Annotated in this window: 14 protein-coding genes; 5 read left to right on the top strand and 9 right to left on the bottom strand. The window is 42.4% G+C overall.

Features of this window, described 5'->3' with window-relative positions; translation table 11 throughout:
* Nucleotides 1–100 precede the first annotated feature (100 nt).
* A complete protein-coding gene (locus FQ084_RS01740; protein ID WP_149488919.1) occupies nucleotides 101–1,744 on the top strand; it encodes a GMC family oxidoreductase in 1,644 nt (547 codons plus the stop codon).
* 51 nt (nucleotides 1,745–1,795) lie between these two features.
* On the opposite strand, the gene FQ084_RS01735 is transcribed toward FQ084_RS01740, so the two are convergent.
* The 4 genes from FQ084_RS01735 to serS form a co-directional block, all read right to left on the bottom strand.
* On the bottom strand, nucleotides 1,796–2,815 hold the full coding sequence (locus tag FQ084_RS01735; protein ID WP_149488918.1) for a nuclease-related domain-containing protein: 1,020 nt from the start codon (nucleotides 2,813–2,815) through the stop codon (nucleotides 1,796–1,798).
* A gap of 81 nt (nucleotides 2,816–2,896) precedes the next feature.
* The gene (locus FQ084_RS01730; RefSeq protein WP_223144836.1) at nucleotides 2,897–3,496 is read right to left on the bottom strand and encodes a hypothetical protein; all 600 of its coding nucleotides are present in this window, start codon (nucleotides 3,494–3,496) and stop codon (nucleotides 2,897–2,899) included.
* 144 nt (nucleotides 3,497–3,640) lie between these two features.
* Complete coding sequence (gene tkt, locus FQ084_RS01725) at nucleotides 3,641–5,638, bottom strand: transketolase (protein ID WP_149488916.1); 1,998 nt, start codon at nucleotides 5,636–5,638, stop codon at nucleotides 3,641–3,643.
* 292 nt (nucleotides 5,639–5,930) lie between these two features.
* Nucleotides 5,931–7,217 (bottom strand): serine--tRNA ligase, encoded by a 1,287-nt coding sequence (serS, locus tag FQ084_RS01720; protein WP_149488915.1) that lies wholly within the window; start codon nucleotides 7,215–7,217, stop codon nucleotides 5,931–5,933.
* A 525-nt stretch (nucleotides 7,218–7,742) separates the two neighbouring features.
* Here serS and FQ084_RS01715 point away from each other — a divergent pair.
* Together FQ084_RS01715 and FQ084_RS01710 are read left to right on the top strand one after the other, a co-directional pair.
* Nucleotides 7,743–8,408 (top strand): YcxB family protein, encoded by a 666-nt coding sequence (locus FQ084_RS01715; RefSeq protein WP_149488914.1) that lies wholly within the window; start codon nucleotides 7,743–7,745, stop codon nucleotides 8,406–8,408.
* 341 nt (nucleotides 8,409–8,749) lie between these two features.
* A complete protein-coding gene (locus FQ084_RS01710) occupies nucleotides 8,750–9,235 on the top strand; it encodes a Dps family protein (protein WP_149488913.1) in 486 nt (161 codons plus the stop codon).
* 133 nt (nucleotides 9,236–9,368) lie between these two features.
* Here FQ084_RS01710 and FQ084_RS01705 read toward each other — a convergent pair whose 3' ends face one another.
* From FQ084_RS01705 to FQ084_RS01695, 3 genes are all read right to left on the bottom strand, one after another.
* Nucleotides 9,369–10,067 carry a DUF2057 family protein gene (locus FQ084_RS01705; RefSeq protein ID WP_149488912.1) on the bottom strand — a complete coding sequence of 233 codons (699 nt, stop codon included), beginning with the start codon at nucleotides 10,065–10,067 and terminating at the stop codon, nucleotides 9,369–9,371.
* 52 nt (nucleotides 10,068–10,119) lie between these two features.
* Nucleotides 10,120–10,923, bottom strand: coding sequence for a DnaA regulatory inactivator Hda (hda, locus tag FQ084_RS01700; protein ID WP_149488911.1), 804 nt, complete (start codon nucleotides 10,921–10,923; stop codon nucleotides 10,120–10,122).
* 337 nt (nucleotides 10,924–11,260) lie between these two features.
* Nucleotides 11,261–12,367 (bottom strand): AI-2E family transporter, encoded by a 1,107-nt coding sequence (locus FQ084_RS01695; RefSeq protein WP_149488910.1) that lies wholly within the window; start codon nucleotides 12,365–12,367, stop codon nucleotides 11,261–11,263.
* A 375-nt stretch (nucleotides 12,368–12,742) separates the two neighbouring features.
* Between FQ084_RS01695 and purM the strand changes: the two genes are divergently transcribed.
* The gene (purM, locus tag FQ084_RS01690; RefSeq protein ID WP_149488909.1) at nucleotides 12,743–13,804 is read left to right on the top strand and encodes a phosphoribosylformylglycinamidine cyclo-ligase; all 1,062 of its coding nucleotides are present in this window, start codon (nucleotides 12,743–12,745) and stop codon (nucleotides 13,802–13,804) included.
* Entirely contained in the window at nucleotides 13,804–14,493 is a 690-nt protein-coding gene (gene purN, locus FQ084_RS01685) for a phosphoribosylglycinamide formyltransferase (protein ID WP_149488908.1), read from the top strand. Before purM ends, purN begins: the two co-directional genes overlap by 1 nt.
* Nucleotides 14,494–14,655: 162 nt before the next feature.
* On the opposite strand, the gene FQ084_RS01680 is transcribed toward purN, so the two are convergent.
* Both FQ084_RS01680 and FQ084_RS01675 read right to left on the bottom strand, forming a co-directional pair.
* Nucleotides 14,656–16,044, bottom strand: a complete 1,389-nt coding sequence (locus FQ084_RS01680; RefSeq protein ID WP_149488907.1) for an NAD-dependent succinate-semialdehyde dehydrogenase — start codon at nucleotides 16,042–16,044, stop codon at nucleotides 14,656–14,658.
* A gap of 439 nt (nucleotides 16,045–16,483) precedes the next feature.
* Nucleotides 16,484–17,473 (bottom strand): LysR family transcriptional regulator, encoded by a 990-nt coding sequence (locus tag FQ084_RS01675; protein WP_149488906.1) that lies wholly within the window; start codon nucleotides 17,471–17,473, stop codon nucleotides 16,484–16,486.
* Between the last annotated feature and the right edge of the window lie 729 nt (nucleotides 17,474–18,202).

Genomic DNA, 18,202 nt, shown 5'->3' with positions numbered 1-18,202 from the left:
ATTTGAGCAAAATAATAGATACTGTAATGCGTACCCTATTTCAATAAGCGCGTTTTAACGAGCACGTTTTAATAAGCATGGATCCTATAAGGAATATAATATGGAAGTTGATCCAAAGTTTGACTACGTCATCGTTGGTGGCGGTTCTGCAGGCTGCGTGCTTGCCAGCCGGCTGACAGAAAATCCAGACATCAGTGTCTGCTTATTAGAATTCGGCGGTGAAGGCAAAGACCTTGCGATTCGCGTGCCAGCTGGACTGATTCTACTAGTACCCGGTAAACCGCTGAAATTGAACAATTGGTGTTTTCACACGACCCCGCAAGCGCATCTCAATAACCGTCGCGGCTTCCAACCACGTGGGCAATGCTTGGGAGGCTCATCAGCGATTAACGCCATGATTTATACTCGTGGTAGTGCGCTTGATTACGAGCGCTGGGTTGAGCAAGGCTGTGAAGGTTGGGGGTTTGACGATGTGTTGCCCTACTTTATAAAATCAGAAAACAATATCCATGGCTCGGATGAGCTGCACGGTGATAGCGGACCTTTGCACGTCAGCGACTTACTGAGTCCGCGTGAGATATCAAAAGCATTTGTAGAAGCTGCCGTTGCCAATGGTTTAGATCAAAATGACGACTTTAATGGCAAAAAACAAGACGGCGCTGGCTTATATCAAGTCACCCATTTTCATGGCGAAAAACAAGGTCAACGTTGCTCTGCGGCGGCCGCCTATCTACATCCCGTACAAAGCCGACCCAATCTGACCGTCATTACCCATGCCCAAGCCAACCGAGTTATTTTTGAAGACAAACAAGCCGTTGGCGTCGCTTATGAAAAAGATGGCGTCGAGCATACGGTGATGGCAAACCATGAAGTGATTTTATCAGGTGGCACCTTTGGCTCACCCAAAGTCCTGATGTTATCGGGTATTGGTCCTGCTGAGCATTTGCAGTCTCATGATATCGATGTCTTAGTCGATGCGCCCGATGTTGGCGGTAACCTACAAGACCATTTAGACGTGGTCTTTGATTACGAGGTCAATACCACCGACGTTATCGGCATTGGCATGGCAAGTATTTCAACCTTAGCCAAAAGCATTCGGCAATGGAGAAAGGATGGCACGGGCCTACTGTCTACCAACTATGCAGAAGCGGGCGCGTTTTTTAGTGTCGGTGACGATCCAAAAGAGTGGCCAAATACTCAGTTGCATTTTGTCATATCGCGCGTGATTGAGCATGGTCGTGATCTTAGACGCGGCTTTGCCGTCTCTTGTCATAGCTGCTATCTGCGCCCTGAAAGCCGCGGCACAGTCAGGCTTGATTCAGCTGACCCATCAGCGGCAGTGTTGATTGATCCAAACTATCTTTCACATCCCAAAGATATAGAGTATATGGTGGCAGGCGCGGAGCGTACGCGCGCCATCATGCAAGAATCGCCTATCGCCAAATATATTACCGAAGACTACCCTGCCCCTTATATCGAAAAGGATGGCATGCTCGGCTATATCCGCAATAAGTCAGATACTATCTATCATCCTATAGGCACTTGCCGTATGGGTTCAGATGATGACTCTGTTGTCGATTTAGAACTAAAAGTACGCGGCGTCAGTGGATTACGAGTTGTTGATGCGTCTGTGATGCCGACCTTGATAAGCGCCAATACCAATGCGCCAACGATTATGATTGCTGAAAGAATCGCAGATCTGATTAAAGCAAATCATGTGCATGGTGAGCCAGTTTCTGCTTAAAGTAGCTGCGTATAATAAATTGAGTTTAAAATACAAAGCATGGTTTTGGGCTCAATTTTTATTCACCACCCCGCGACACTTCGGAAACTGACGACAGCCATAGAAGATTTGACCTTGGCGGGCCCCTTTTTTTACGACGCGCTGAATCATCTGACCATGACATTTTGGGCAAGCGGGAATATTATCGGAAACAATTGGCACATCGACTTGCTCAATAATAAAAGGCTTATTAATCTTCAGTTCAGATTCTAAGACTTCAAACGGTGTGATAAAAACTTCGTCATCATTAAGCTGTCCATTATTAAGTTGTTCATTGCTAGGCTGAGGATCGATAAACGGCGTAACAGGTGTGTCAGCTTGCTCCACTTGCGTTTGACCAGACCAGCGCAGCACTTCGCTACTTTGAAGAATGGTTTTTTTAGGAGGTTCTTTTACTATTGGCTCAGGCGTATTTCTAATAACTGACTTAGCATTCGAGTTATTGCTTGTCGGTTTATTTGACTGGCTATGCTTATCTTTTAGGTAGGCTTTATGCGCTCTATTGGTGCGCCACGATTTGATAAATCTATTGCTTTCAATTTGCTCAACGATAGTTATGACTTCTTCGTCAGTTAATAACGTCTCTTGTTTTTTCTTCACATAAGATGTCATGCCGCTCGTCAATACATGCTCTGGCAGCTCATCACGAGTCTTAAGCTCACATTCCCCAATAAAAGCAATCATTGGATGGAAATAGCTCAACTCCAGCTCTAGTAAATCTGCTAGCGTTTTAATGTGCAGGTAATTCTGGTGTAAGGGGTTTTGGAATTTATACTTGCGACCCATAATGACTTGCGTCCACTGTCTTTGCTTTTCATTACCAAATATCCAGCCTTTATAATTCTTAGTTTCGATGACAAAAATGCCATACACAGAAACGATGATATGATCAATCTGGGTACTGCCACCATTGGCTAATGGCAAAGTGATATTATTCAGACGATGATAGACGTCTTTTTCAAGCTTTAGCCACATGGCCACGTTGATGACGGTCTCGCCGAGTATGCCTTTGAAGGTGGACATTAGGGACATTAGTTTTACTCATATTTGATAAAACAATTAAGATGTTTACATAAAATTAATTAATGACACTAAAACTTATTTAACGATTTATTATGATGACATTCTTAATATTTCATTATAACAAATACGAATAACAGCTAAACAATCTTCTAAAAACCCATTATCAACAAGTATTAGAGTTTCAATTTCTGAAACATCTCCTTCATTTGTAAACACGCCATTTATAGAACTAATCTTAAAGGGTAAATTCTTGTTTTCTAAGAGCTTGTTATAAGATTGTCCCCTACCATGTTTAAGAGCATTAATTGCGTAATAAAACTCTTCAAAACGTAAGATTATTTCATTTTTACCCTTTTCTTTAAGACGTTTCTTTAGCTCTTTAAAGGCAGAACCTTGTTCAACTTTCAATTCATTTTGAATTTCAGCTTCAAACAGTGAAAACATTCCTATAGCAAAAACAGCTCTCTCCCACTGCATCTTTTGTAGCGTTAATACTAATCTAGTCGAGCCTGAATTTTCAAGTTCCGTATAAATTAACTCTTCGATTTTATTAAAATTTTCAATATGTGATTCTGTACTTTCAGATATTATTTGAATAAACCTTTGCATGATTTTCCTTCGCATATTTAATAATAATATATATTTTTCCGTAGGACCAAGCGTACCGACAAGACTAAAATTTGGACTCATTTATCATAAAACTGTAGCATTAATAGGCGGCTTAGCTCTGAGTGCAGAAATAAAGAAGTACCGTATCAACCACAAAAAAAGAGCTGCCAGATTACTCCAGCAGCTCTTTCATAAACTCAAAAACTAAGTCTAAGCTTTGATTGATTAAACCAAACTATTTACCGCATTAACCACCGCTTCCGTAGTAATACCAAACTCTTTATAGAGCTGATCTGCTGGCGCTGATTCACCATAAGTGGTCATACCAATCACTTTACCATCAAGACCAACGAACTTATACCAGTAGTCCACATGCGCAGCTTCTACAGCGACGCGAGCACGGATATTGGCTGGCAATACGTCTTCACGGTAGCTAGCATCTTGCTCCATAAAGATTTCTGCACATGGCATAGAGACCACACGGACGCCAACGCCATTTTCGCTCAACGTTGCATACGCTTCCATGGCTAAACCAACTTCTGAACCCGTGGCGATGATGATTGCTTGTAGCTCGCCTTGCTCTTTGGCTAGGACATAGCCGCCTTTAGTGATGTTAGCGACTTGCTCAGCATCACGTGCTTGATGTGGCAAGCTTTGACGGCTAAAGATAAGCGCAGATGGATTGTGTTCAGACTTAATAGCCTCAACCCAAGCGCTGGCAGATTCAGTCGCATCACAAGGACGCCATGTACGTAGGTTTGGCGTGGTACGTAGGCTGGTCAATTGCTCAACTGGCTGATGCGTTGGACCATCTTCACCCAGACCGATTGAATCATGCGTATAAACATGAATGATACGTTGCTTCATGAGTGCGCCCATACGGACAGCATTACGTGCATATTCCATAAACATCAGGAAGGTTGCTACGTAAGGGATAAAGCCGCCATGGAGTGCGATACCATTGGCAATCGCCGTCATACCGAATTCACGGACGCCATAATAGATATAGTTGCCATCAGCGTCTTTCTCAATGCCTTTCGCGCCTTTAAATAGCGTAAGGTTCGAGCCAGCTAAATCTGCTGAACCGCCTAACAGCTCTGGCAATAATGGCTGCAAAGTATTAATGGCATTTTGACTGGCTTTACGACTGGCAACATCACCGCCCTGCTCTTGCGTTTGCTGAATATAGGCTTGTGCTTGCTTGTCAAAATCCGCTGGCAAGTCGCCATTTAAACGACGTAGTAATTCAGCTGCCAATTCTGGATAAGCCTTTTTATACGCTTCAAAGTCGGCATCCCAGTTCTTTTGTTGTACATCGCCTTTCGCTTTAGCATCCCACGCTTCATAGATTTCGTCATCTAATTCAAATGGTGCATGCTTCCAAGATAGCGCATCGCGGGTTAAGACAATTTCATCATCACCTAATGGTGCACCATGGCTAGCCGCTAAGCCTTGCTTGTTTGGGCTGCCCGCACCGATCGTAGTTTTACAAATAATCAAGCTTGGCTTAGTGGTTTCTTTGATCGCTTGCTCAGTGGCTTGCGTAATCTCATCGGTATCATGACCGTCAACTTTAATCACCTGCCAGCCATAGGCTTCAAAACGCGCTTGCGTGTCGTCAGTAAACCAGCCTTCGACATTACCATCGATTGAGATGCCATTGTCATCATAAAAGAATACCAGCTTGCCAAGACCTAACGTGCCAGCCAAGGAGCAGACTTCATGGCTGATACCTTCCATCAAGCAGCCATCGCCTAGGAATGCATACGTATGGTGGTCGACGATGTTATGACCATCACGGTTAAACTGCGCGGCAAGCGTCTTCTCTGCAATAGCAAAACCAACGGCGTTAGCAATACCTTGACCTAATGGACCAGTCGTTGTCTCAATACCTGGGGTATAGCCAAGCTCAGGATGACCTGGGGTTTTTGAATGTAATTGACGGAAACCTTTTAGGTCATCAACGCTGACATCATAACCCGTTAAATGCAGCAATGAATAAATGAGCATTGAGCCATGGCCGTTTGATAACACAAAGCGGTCACGGTTATGCCATTGTGGATCAGCTGGGTTGTGCTTTAAAAACTTACGCCACAAAACTTCAGCAATATCAGCCATGCCCATCGGCGCGCCTGGATGTCCAGAGTTGGCTTTTTGAACCGCATCAAACGACAACACGCGGATGGCATTGGCTAATTTACGTTCGCTAATTGGAGCTGGCATAGAGTGTCCTAATATTCAAATGAGAAGTATGGATGACAAGCAAAAAATCGACTGAACAATACAATAAGAGCGCGATGAACGCTCTTAAAAACAAGGTGTTTAATTAAGAAGCAATATTAACATATTTGCCATGAGCCAAACTAAAAATGCGCTGACAGAAGCGTTTGTATTTAGCAATCACTCACATCAGTTTTGTTAAACGGCAAACAGTGTTAGATTGCTAATCACAAACTGCGAGTCCGCTTGGAGACTCGCCGCTTATTGTTGAAAATTATGATAGATAACTGACTTATTAAGCGCTAATGGTTTCAATACCACCCATAAATGGACGCAACACTTCTGGAATAGTGATGCTGCCATCAGCATTTTGATGGTTTTCCATCACCGCAAGTAAGGTACGACCAACGGCCAAACCTGAACCATTTAACGTATGAGCCAAACTGGTCTGCTTGCCATCTTTAACGCGCGTGCCCATACGGCGTGCTTGGAAATCGCCACAGTTAGAGCAGCTTGAGATTTCACGATAGGTATCTTGGCTCGGTAACCATACTTCGATATCATAAGTCTTTTGCGCGGCAAAGCCCATATCACCGGTACATAGCTGTACCACGCGGTACGGCAGATTAAGCTGCTGTAAGATATATTCTGCTTGTCCTGTCATCGCCTCAAGCAACTCATCTGATTGCTCAGCGGTAGCGATATTGACCATCTCAACTTTTTCAAATTGATGCTGACGAATCAGACCACGGGTATCACGACCATGTGAGCCCGCTTCACTACGGAAACATGGCGTATGGGCAGTGAACTTTAACGGCAGCTCTTTAATATCTAAGCGCTCACCACGTACCAAGTTGGTCATCGGTACTTCCGCGGTTGGAATCAGATAAAAATCTGTACCTTCATTATTGGTATGATTGGTCAATTTAAACAAATCATCTTCAAACTTCGGCAGTTGACCCGTACCTTTTAAACTCTCAGAGTTCACAATATAAGGAACGTACGTTTCAGTATAACCGTACTTAATGGTATGGGTATTGAGCATAAACTGAATCAAGGCGCGATGCATTTGTGCCAACTGCCCTTTTAACACGTTAAAACGGCTACCGGTCAATTTAGCTGCCGCTTCAAAGTCGAGCATACCGAGCGTCTCACCGAGATGAGTATGATCTTGTATCTCAAAGTCAAACGTGCGCGGCGTACCCCATTTGCGCACTTCGACGTTATCGTCTTCTGACGTACCAACTGGAACATCTGCTGCTGGGATATTTGGGATTTGCATTGCTGCTTGGCTAATACGCTCTTGCAAGGTACGCAGCTCATCTTCGGCTATTTTAATCTCGCCACTGATACTTTGCATCTCAGCCAACAGCTCGCTGGCATCTTCGCCCGATTTCTTTAGCGCACCCACTTGCTTGGCACCCGCATTACGGCGCGATTGCAGCTCTTCAGTTTTGACTTGTAAAGACTTACGTTCGTTTTCAATATTTTGCCAAAACGCCATATCAAGCGCATAACCACGCGTGGCCAGCTGCTGTTGTAAATCCGTTAAATCACCGCGTAAGAGTTTTGGGTCAATCATAATAGTTGCCTGTAGCGCTAAAAGTGAGTAAGAAATTAAAAGAGAAAAATAGTAGCTAAGTATAAGTAGCTATATTAAGTAGCCATGTAATGAGGTAAAACAAAAAATAGCGTGCAAAGCCTTATGATATCGTTATAAAGCTGCGCAATGACGCCATGTCAATCATAAGAATAAATAATAGTCACTATCATACCAAGACCCAGCAGATTTGACCATGTTTTGGCTATATTTCGGCTAAATCTCGCCCGTTTTTTACGACAACTTTGCTAAGTAAAGATGCCATAATATAAGCCGCATAATTCTCTTATTAACCAAGCCCTCTGATTAACCATCCCATAAATAACGATGCTATCTGAGAAATAACCCTGCTATCCGTCAACAGACCCGCTTATATGTTTCATTTAAGAGCAGTTTTCGGTAAGATAAGCGCATATCTTTATTCTACTGCCAGCCAAGCACGGCATCGCAGCTTCGCTTTGGCGCTTTTCATCCCACGCTTTTAATCTAAGTATCTGAGAAACCTTTATGGCCCTGTACCCCTACACGCTACAACCTGTCGCCTTAAACTTAACTGAGGCTGAATTTCACCAAGCACAGTATGAGCTATTTGCCAGTGCCAGCCCCTCTTTTGGCCTGTCGAGCATTAAAATAAAAGAGTGGATTATTATGGCAGTGGCTGTCATTTTAGCCCTTGCTGGTCTGGTTTTTTTGACCGGTTACTCGACCATTATTTTTTGGCTCATGCTAGCGTCTGTGGTTATTTATTTATTGGTTCGTACCCTTGGGTTTAAATGGTATGTCAAAAGAGAGTTTGAAAAACAAGTCGCTGACCAAGAAATGCCTGATGAGATGCGACAGATGAAATTGGGGGTGCAAAAGCACGGTCTAGTGATGGCAATGCCGGTCAATCAGCCTGATATGTTTAATAGCAATCAGATGCGCGGCATGCAAATGCGTCCCGGTAGCACTCAGCAAGCAGTCATTCCTTGGAGTGCCATTAAAAGCTGGGATGAGACTGATGACTATATCTTTATGATGTTTGAGATGAAAGGTCAACAAGGTAGCCAAATCGTTCCGAAACGCTTACAAGAACAGAAGTTTCCCATCGATACGGTACGTCAGCATTTATTAGAAGTTATTCCTGCCAAAGGTTTAAATCCTGAAAACTTGCAACCGCCTGCAAAAGTCTAAAATCGGCTGCTAGCTGGTTAGTATGAAGTATTAACTTTGTAGAATAGATTGGATAGCACGGATTCTATGGTTTATAAAAATCAATTACATAGTTAAATTAATTGAATTTAACTTATCATAATTTCTTTGCTATTATAATAAGCATCAATAGACAACGTGTAGAAGAGATAAAAAAATATAGAAGATAAATAACGAGCATGGCAATGAATGATATGACTTGCTACACTCTTAGTCTTCTATATTTAACTTAGTGCTTTTATACTCATCTGAGTAGGGCGAATATTAAGTCTATAAAAATAAACAATCTATTAAATGAACACTCAAACTATAAGGATAATATTATGAGTAATACTAATAATGCGACTAACCAAATCGGTCTAGAAAAATCAGACATGAGCGAAGTGATTGCTAAGCTAAACAGCCTATTATCAAGCTACCATATGTTTTATATTAACGTGCGTGGCTATCATTGGAACGTAAAAGGTGAGCACTTCTTCACTTTGCATCCAAAATTTGAAGAGCTGTATACGAGCTTACAGGTAGAAATAGACGAAATCGCTGAGCGTATCTTAACGTTAGGTGGCACGCCGCTACATGCGTATAGTGACTTTAGCCAACATACCAGTATTCAAGAAGATAAAAACGTGAAAGACGGCAATGCTTGTGTGAAAGGTGTGGTGACTGGTCTACAAGCGCTGATTGAAGAGCAACGTGAAGTATCAGCGTTAGCACAGAAAGCTGAAGACCAAGGTACAGCCGACTTAGTTGATGAATACGTCCAGCAGCAAGAAAAATTGATTTGGATGTACAACGCTTTTTTAGGCTAATGACTGCTAAAACATGAATCCCTGAAACCTTTCATCATTAAAATAGTAAACAATAAAAAAGCACCTAATCAGGTGCTTTTTTTGTGCTTCTTTTACCAATTTTTACCGATCAGTATTTACTTTTAAATTCACTTTACTTTTGCATCCACTGACGCATTTTTTCACGCTCCGCGGGCGTTGCTTGGAGCCAAATTTGCATAAATTGATCTAAGTTATTGGTAGATGAGGCAGCGCTTGTCGTTTGCTTAACCGTGGTAACTGCGCCTGTATTTACAGTGCTGGCAGTAGGTTGACCTAAAGCAGCAATCGCACGTTGGTTTTGCAGCTCGGCATCATCAGCACCCCCAAACACGCCGCCTAATGCTTTACCCAAACCTGACAACAAACCCCCTTCATTGCCAGCCACGCCCTGCTGACTTGCAACCACCGTGTTGTTTTGTTGCACCGCAAGCGTTGGACGTTTGGCATATTCTTTAGCCGCTGCATATTTTTCTGGCTGATTTGGCATAGTGAGACGATACGTTTGATTATCCGCTAGTTCTGCCGTCACACTTACGTTACCCGAACGCAAATAATCGTGCTCATCACGGGTCAAATTGTATAGGCGGTCATATTTAGCCGTAATCGCATGCTGACCCGGCTCTAGCGTAAAGGATTTCATTAATGGCTGAAACGCACTTTGCTGGATTTCTTGCCCATTAATAGCCGTTACTTTGATATGGTCATCAACGAGCAAAGTCACTGCGCCATGCGACAACATCGACACTGAGCTGGCAGTGATTAACAACGTGCTCATCGTCAGTTTTTTTAGCAAAGAAGCGTTTGTTTTCATAAGTTATTCCATGAATAGTAAAAGTATTTTCTAAAGAAGGTGGCGGTTAGTATTAAAAATCGAGCGGCATGGTATGTTGGTCTTGATTGGCGATATCATTATCGACTTGCGTCTCCTGCGCGATATCAGCAAGCTCTGCGGCAAGCGTCTGCTCATCTATCGTGCGCAGCGCATCACTGATAACGGCTTTGGATATATTACTACGACCAAGGTTGGAGAACATTGGCTGAATATAGTTCAACACCTCCATCATGGCACCGATACGATGCGGCCCTTCGGTCAGTAGATGAGTGATAATACGCTCATCAAACTGCCAACCACGCCGACGTAGAATAGACTGCAATAAAGCTTGGCGGTCAGCCAAATCATGACCGTTAGGCACTTTAAAGCTCGGCGATTGCGCCAAACGGGTGAGCAAATCTGTTAGCTGGAATGGCAATTCTGTAGCAGGTTTGTTAGAGGCAAATAAAAGCTGGCGCTGCCCTTCGCGGCTACGATTAATCAGATGAAATAAAGCTTCTTGCCATTGGCTGCTCTGTTCAAGCACCTCTAAATCATCAATAGCAATCAGGGAAAAGTTCTCTAAAGAGGATAAAACATTAACATCAGTATGAATCAATTCATTCAATGATAGACAAATTGCTGACTTATCCATCTCGATAAAAGACTCACAAACGGCGGATAACAAATGCGACTTGCCAGTCTCAGGGCTGCCAAATAGGTACAGCTGACCAATCAGGCCGACATGTAGCTGCCGCACTGCATCGATAATAGACATCCAACCCGGACCGGCAAAGTCGCTGAGACTCGCATCATGCTTAATATCCAGATTGAGACTTAGCTGTGCTTCTGCCATGAATCATCAACTCGGTTTGCGTAGCACAATCACTAAAAAGGCTAAACGACTGATATTTTTTAAACTGGCTTCGACAAGATTTATCCTTATCAAAGCCAACCTAGTAACGGTCAATACCGTTAATACTGCGCCTATATATAACATATTTGCAAAATGACTGACAAGTCTTTTACCCATTAAGCCCACTCAATTCCCATTTATGCCCTTTATAAGCGACTAGCTACTCCTAGTCGCGCTATAAAATTATTAGGCAATTGACATAGCATGAGTGATAAAACGCTTATTTAATACAGACTTTTTTCTTACCTTACTTTTGAGCCATTTAATTCTTATCAATTTATTTTTTATCAAACAGTGCCAATTGTTTACGGCCTTTATAAAAATCAGTCGATTGGTAATAAGCGTACAAATGACGGAATAAAACGTTGAGGACAGCGGATACTGGCAGCGCAATAAGCATACCGACAAAACCTAGTAAGCTTGCCCCTGCCAATACCGCAAAGATAACCCATAAAGGAGATAAACCAATTTTATCGCCCAATAATAACGGCTGCAAAATATAGCCTTCAGCGGCTTGCCCGACTAAAAACGCGCCAACGATTAATGACAAATGCGTCCAGTCTAAGCCAAACTGGAACAGGCAGGCGATAATTGCGGCAATAAAACCAATCCCAAAGCCTAAATATGGCACAAAGCTGGCAATACCGGCAACCATACCGATAATCAAGCCAAGCTCAAGTCCAATCAATTGTAGCTGTACCGCATAAATTGCGCCCAGTAACACCATTACCAATAATTGACCTTTAATAAATGCCATCAGTGCCCGATCACACTCTTGAGCAATCGCTATCACTTTTTTGCAGTAAGGTGCTGGAATCGCCATCTTCCATGTCTGTAAACGCTGATCCCAATTAAACAAGAAGTAAAAGGTCAAAATCGGTACCAATACAATCAGCCCAGCACTATTGATAAAATTCATGCTTGAGGACAGTATTTGACTCATCATAGTACTGGCATCGGCAAACTTATAATTGGTCTGCATATACTCAACCAATGTTTCAGAAAAGCCTTTTGACTCAAGCTCTGGCAAGCGAATACGGCTATTGTTAACAAACCATCCACGTACCACTTCATTGTACCAAGTTAACACCTTTGGTAAGTAGTCCCACGCCGCTTGCAACTGGTGCCATAAAGTTGGTATTAACCACCAAAGCAGTAGAACCATGCCTAGCGTAATCGTCGAATAAACGATGATAATGGCTATCCAACGCTTGATGTATTTTGATAAGCGCTTGACCAGCGGATTGAATAAATAAGCCAGCACGAAAGCAACGACAAACGGCACAATAACCGGCATCATCAAATATAATAAAAATACCGCCACAACAAGAGCAACGACGATAAATAGGCGTCGGAAAAAGGGGTCTATGGGTTGGTTTATCATGGAGGGTAACCCTACGATTAAGTCAATGTAAAATACTGGCGTACGATGGTCTGTTAACTGAAATAGCTGGTTAATAGCTTTATATTTATAATGATATTTACCCTTGTCGTCGCAGTAAGTTTTGCCAACGACTTTGGCGTTCTATTATCGCAGAGTACAACAAAAAAGCAGTCATTTTTTGTTTCTTAATTTTTTATTGAGCCTTATGGAGTCTTTATTATCAATCTTCTTCAAATATCAGCCAAATATTGCTAAGTTGCTTTGCGAGTGAGGGTCATTTTTGGGTATAATGCGCGCACTATCTGCAAAATTAACACGACCAATCCGCTTTTCTATTGACAGATCTTCATTCCCTATAAAATTTGTGAGATGACCATGAGTAACAAGCCTTCTTTAAGCTACAAAGATGCTGGCGTTGATATTGATGCTGGCGATGCGTTGGTTCAACGTATTAAATCAGTGGCAAAAGCCACCTCTCGTCCTGAGGTTGTGGGCGGACTTGGCGGTTTTGGGGCGCTTTGTCGTATTCCGACTGGTTACACCTCACCGTTATTGGTTTCGGGTACTGATGGTGTCGGCACCAAACTTAAACTGGCGTTACAGCTAAACCGTCACGACACGATCGGTATCGACTTGGTCGCTATGTGTGTCAATGATTTATTGGTTTGCGGTGCTGAGCCATTATTCTTCTTAGATTATTATGCGACAGGCAAGCTTGATGTCGATGTTGCTGCTACTGTTGTCACTGGCATTGGTGAAGGCTGTAAATTATCAAATTGCGCACTTATCGGTGGCGAAACGGCTGAGATGCCTGGCATGTATCAAGATGATGATTATGACCTAGCGGGATTCTGCGTCGGCGTAGTCGAAGAAGCAGAAGTCATTACGGGTGAAAACGTGGCAGAAGGCGATGTATTAATCGCCCTTGCCTCAAGTGGCGCGCATTCAAACGGTTATTCATTGGTACGTAAAGTCATCGAAGTCAGCGGCGTTGATATTACTACTAGCAATGAGCAATTAGACGGCCAGCCTATTCAAGACGCACTAATGGCACCTACTCGCATTTATGTTAAAGCGATTAAAGCATTGCAAGACACTCTTGGTAGCTCATCCTTACATGCCATGTCACATATCACTGGTGGCGGTTTGACCGATAATTTACCACGCGTACTACCGGATAATCTAGCCGCTAGCATTGATACCAACAGCTGGAAGTTCTCAGAACTATTCACTTGGCTACAAACCCAAGGTAATATCGAGCAAAGCGAGATGTACCGTACCTTTAACTGTGGTGTTGGTTTTGTCATCGTTGTCCCTAAAGATAAAGCAGAAGCTGCTATCAAAACGTTAAATGATGCAGGCGAAAACGCTTGGCAAATCGGTGAGATGGTCAAGCGTGAAGCGGATGCGGATGCGGATGCGGTGGTGTACCATTAATGTTAGACAGTCAGACAAAAGTTAATAATAAGCCGTTACGCATTGCCGTTCTGGTATCTGGTAGTGGTAGCAACCTGCAAGTATTGATTAATGCCATGCAAGCTGGGGCGTTACCGATTGAAATAGTAGGTGTCATCAGTAACCGTGAAGACGCTTATGCCATCACACGTGCCAATGACGCATCTATTCCAGTCGCTGTGCTGTCACACGTTGCGAGCGGCAAACGCATGGGCATCAAAACCTTTGAAACCCATGCCAGCGCGCAGCTAAGCGCTTGGCAACCCGACTTGATTGTCTTAGCGGGCTTTATGCGCGTATTAAGTGGCGCATTTATCGATAATGCCCCTGCGCCGATGATTAATCTGCATCCTGCTCTGCTGCCTGCTTATAAGGGTCTTGATACCCATCAGCGTGCCATACAAGCTGGTGAACGCCACCATGGCTGTAGTATCCATGTGGTCACCGCCGAGCTTGATGCCGGTGCTGTTTTGACCCAAGCCCTGCTTGAAGTCAATCAAAAAGACACTGCTGATAGCCTACAAGCACGCGTACAACAGGGTGAGCATCAATTGCTACCATGGACGATATTACTGATTGCTAAAGGTATCATTGATCTGAATAATCCGCATAATGATGCTGAATCATCTTATTTACCCGCTTTACCTTTAAAGCTATGGATAAATAATTAGGCACTAAAGCTTTAAATATAGAGCTATATTTTATAAAAAGCAGAACCATAACTGGTTCTGCTTTTTTTATGTGCTTAAATGATCGGTAATTTATAGCAAAAAAAATACCTCGTTATTTAATAACGAGGCATTTAAAAAAACAAGGCTAAAACATTTTAATAATTAAATAGGTTTTTTACCAACCACGTGCACGGCTTTAATGTTGACAAACTCTTTGATACCAAAGCCGCCATGCTCACGACCATAACCTGAGTCTTTAACACCACCAAATGGCAATCCTGGATTGACTAAGTTATAGCCATTGATGTAAACCATACCGGTGTCAAAATGCTGCTGGGCTAAATGAATCGCTTTTTCTTCGTCTTTTGAGAAGATAGCACCGCCGAGTCCATAACGACTATCATTGGCAATTCGGAAAGCATCGTCTTGGTCTTTGGCACGAATGAGCGCTGCAACCGGACCAAATAACTCATCTTTATAAGCGGGTTGATCTGGTTTGATATTTTCCAAAATCGTTGGTGGATAAAAGGCACCCGGCTTATCAGGTACTTCGCCGCCCAAGGTAATGGTCGCACCTTTGCTGACACTTTCTTGCACTTGTTTATGCAACTCATCACGTTGCTTGCTGCTTGACATCGGCCCTACGTCAGTCGATTCTTCCATTGGATCGCCGACTTTATAGCCTTTAAACTTCTCAATAACCAGATCACGGAATTTATCGTAAACACTATCGACGACAACAAATCGTTTAGCAGCAATACAGGTTTCACCGTTATTGTATAGACGCGCATGCGCACAAGTAGTAGCCGCTAAGTCTAAGTCGGCATCTTCTAGCACGATAAAAGCATCGTTCGAACCAAGCTCCATAACGGTCTTTTTCAACACTTTAGCCGCTTGCTGCGCCACCAATCGACCGGCGACATCACTGCCCGTTAATGTCACACCGCGCACTTTTTCATGCTCAATAACTTGCTCAGACTGATCATGATTAACGATGAGCGTACGGAATAAATCATTTGGCAGATCGGACTCGTGCATGATTTTTTCAATCAACAAACCTGAACCCGTCACGTTTGAAGCGTGTTTAAGCAGGATACTATTACCAGCCATTAGATTGGCAATAGTATAGCGGAATACTTGATAAGCAGGAAAGTTCCATGGCTGAATACCATAGATAATACCGATAGGATTGTAGCTGATTAAACCTTTCTTAATGCCTTCGATATCGCGCTCATCATCGGCTAGCGCAGCAATACCTTCAGCAGCAGTAAAATCACAAATCGCTTTACATAAATCCACTTCACCTAAGCTCGCCTCTAACGTCTTACCGCGCTCTTCTGTCATCAGCTTCGCAAGTTCTTCTTTATGCTTCATCAATGTCTCGCCAATAGAGTTAATCACTTTGGCACGCTCATCGGCACTGACCAAACGCCATTCTGAAAACGCTTTGTGCGAGGCATCGATAATTTTATTGACTTCATCGCTACTCATATAAGTGTAGTTTTCAATATCTTTACCCGTCGCTGGGTTCACAGTAGTAATATCTGCCATGATTATTATCCTTATTGATTTGTTTATTATTTATCGAGTGGAAATTGCAGTTAAGACAGGCGCTATCTGGATTCTTATGAATGACTAACAAACAGCTAGATTGAGGTTTATGCAAATAAGTTAAAAGTATTAAAAACAACATTATTGGTATGTTTAACTTAACAGTGCTTATTTCCGTTATCTTTTTTCTTAACGTTTAATGAGCATAGCAAAACATGCAGTCGATAGTTTTTACAAGTTATGAAGAAGTGTGCGTAAGATGTTAAGAATGTGACACTGCTATAAAGAGCAATTGAACTCACATAAGCCGAATTTATATAAAAAGCCAATAACTCTAGCAGCTCAATAAATAAGAAAGTGAACAAATAAAAAACCAGCACATGAGGCATGGGCTGGTTTTTTAGATTTACTGAATGACAGTCTTATTATCAATACTCTATTAGAATAAATGATTAATAGTTGGTATTTCTTGTGGTGGATTATCTTCTTCATCGACGATTTGACGTGCCACATGCATAATAAGTTGGCGTAACCAACGATGGGCCGGATGATGTTGCAATAAGGGTGACCAAGCCATGGTCAGCTCAAACTCAGGAATAAAGAACGGTGGCTCTTCCATGATGATACTGTCGTTATTGGCCTGCATTTTTGCTACCCGAGTGGGCAAGGTTGCAACCAAATCCTTGTTCGCCGCGAGCATGGCAGGCATTTGATAGTGACGGGTAAAAACACTGATTTGACGTTTTTGACCTAAGCGTTGCAGCGCCTGATCGATAGAGCCAAGTCCGCCAGATTTTTCTGGATTGACCCCAAAGCCAACACCCATACCGGTTTTAGATACCCAAACATGCTGGGCTTTTAGATAATTTTTGAGGTTGAAGCGATGAGCATAAGGACTTTCAGAAGATAGTAAGCAGCTGAAGGTATCACGCCATACCAATACTTGATGGAAGCTTTGTGGAATCTCGTTAAAGCGGTTGATTGCCAAATCTACCCGTCCCTGCTCCATATCTCTGTATGAAACGTCAGATGGCGTCAAGAAATCTAAAATGACATTGGGCGCTTCAGAGCGAAGGGCTTTAACCAGTTTTGGCACCAAAGTCGCCTCAGCGTAGTCTGAAGTCATAATACGGAAAACGCGGGAGGTGCTATAAGGGCGAAACTCGGTACGCGGCTCAAGCACTTGCGTCAAATCTGCCAGTATCTCACGAATGCGTGGTTGCAGCTCAAGCGCACGCTCAGTTGGCGTCATACCCTCTGATGAACGTACCAATAATGGGTCATTAAACAGTTTGCGTAAACGTCGCAAAATATTACTCATCGCAGGCTGGGTAATGCCAAGCTGCTCAGCAGCACGTGTCACATTTTTTTCGCGAAGCAGCACATCTAAATGTACCAATAAATTCAAATCAACCCGCTGCAAATTCATATATTTTTCTCTTTACCTTAGAATAAATACCACAATAAGCTTGAGCAAACTTGGTATTTTTCGCACTGTTATTTTAACTAAACCTACTATAACAGCATAATATAAGTATATTTTTTACTGAATTCTTCTAGAATACCTCTATTATAACCTAGTTTAACCATCATAAGCCATTGTTTTATATACACTATAACCAAATAAAATACCCAAGATAATAATCATAAATTAGATAAATCTTGGTAAGGCAGTTATAGTGATTGCCGTAGACCAAATACAGCCAAGACTGTAAAAACAAGCTTTTAGCATTAAATATAATGAGTCTAAACGCTTAATAATAAAAGTATTTTGAAAATAAGTCGGAATAGCAGATACGATTGAGTGGACAATAAACCATCATAAACTATCTTCTCATCGCCTATTTTATAGATAGACAGCATTGATTATTGTAACACCTCTTATCATTAAATATGACACCGCTGACCCATAAATACTCAAAGCTTTTATAGATGCTTTTTAAGCATAGAACATTTTTAATAAATACCGCTATCAGCCAGCTATGATCACTTGATCGTCAACAACTATTTTTACTCACTCCTTTTAAACTCAACAGTTTTTAACTGACAAGTTCAGCAATCGCCTTGTATTAACAGGCAGTTTTGTTTAGGGTAAGTAAGGTTGGATAGATAACTTTTAATGATATTTAGTTCGCTTTGTCATTCAAGCACTCATATC

The organism is Psychrobacter sp. ANT_WB68, assembly GCF_008369115.1.
In the GTDB taxonomy this organism is placed as follows: Bacteria; Pseudomonadota; Gammaproteobacteria; order Pseudomonadales; family Moraxellaceae; genus Psychrobacter.
Note: the sequence above shows the minus strand (reverse complement) of the source record. Positions and strands in the feature narration are given on the sequence as shown.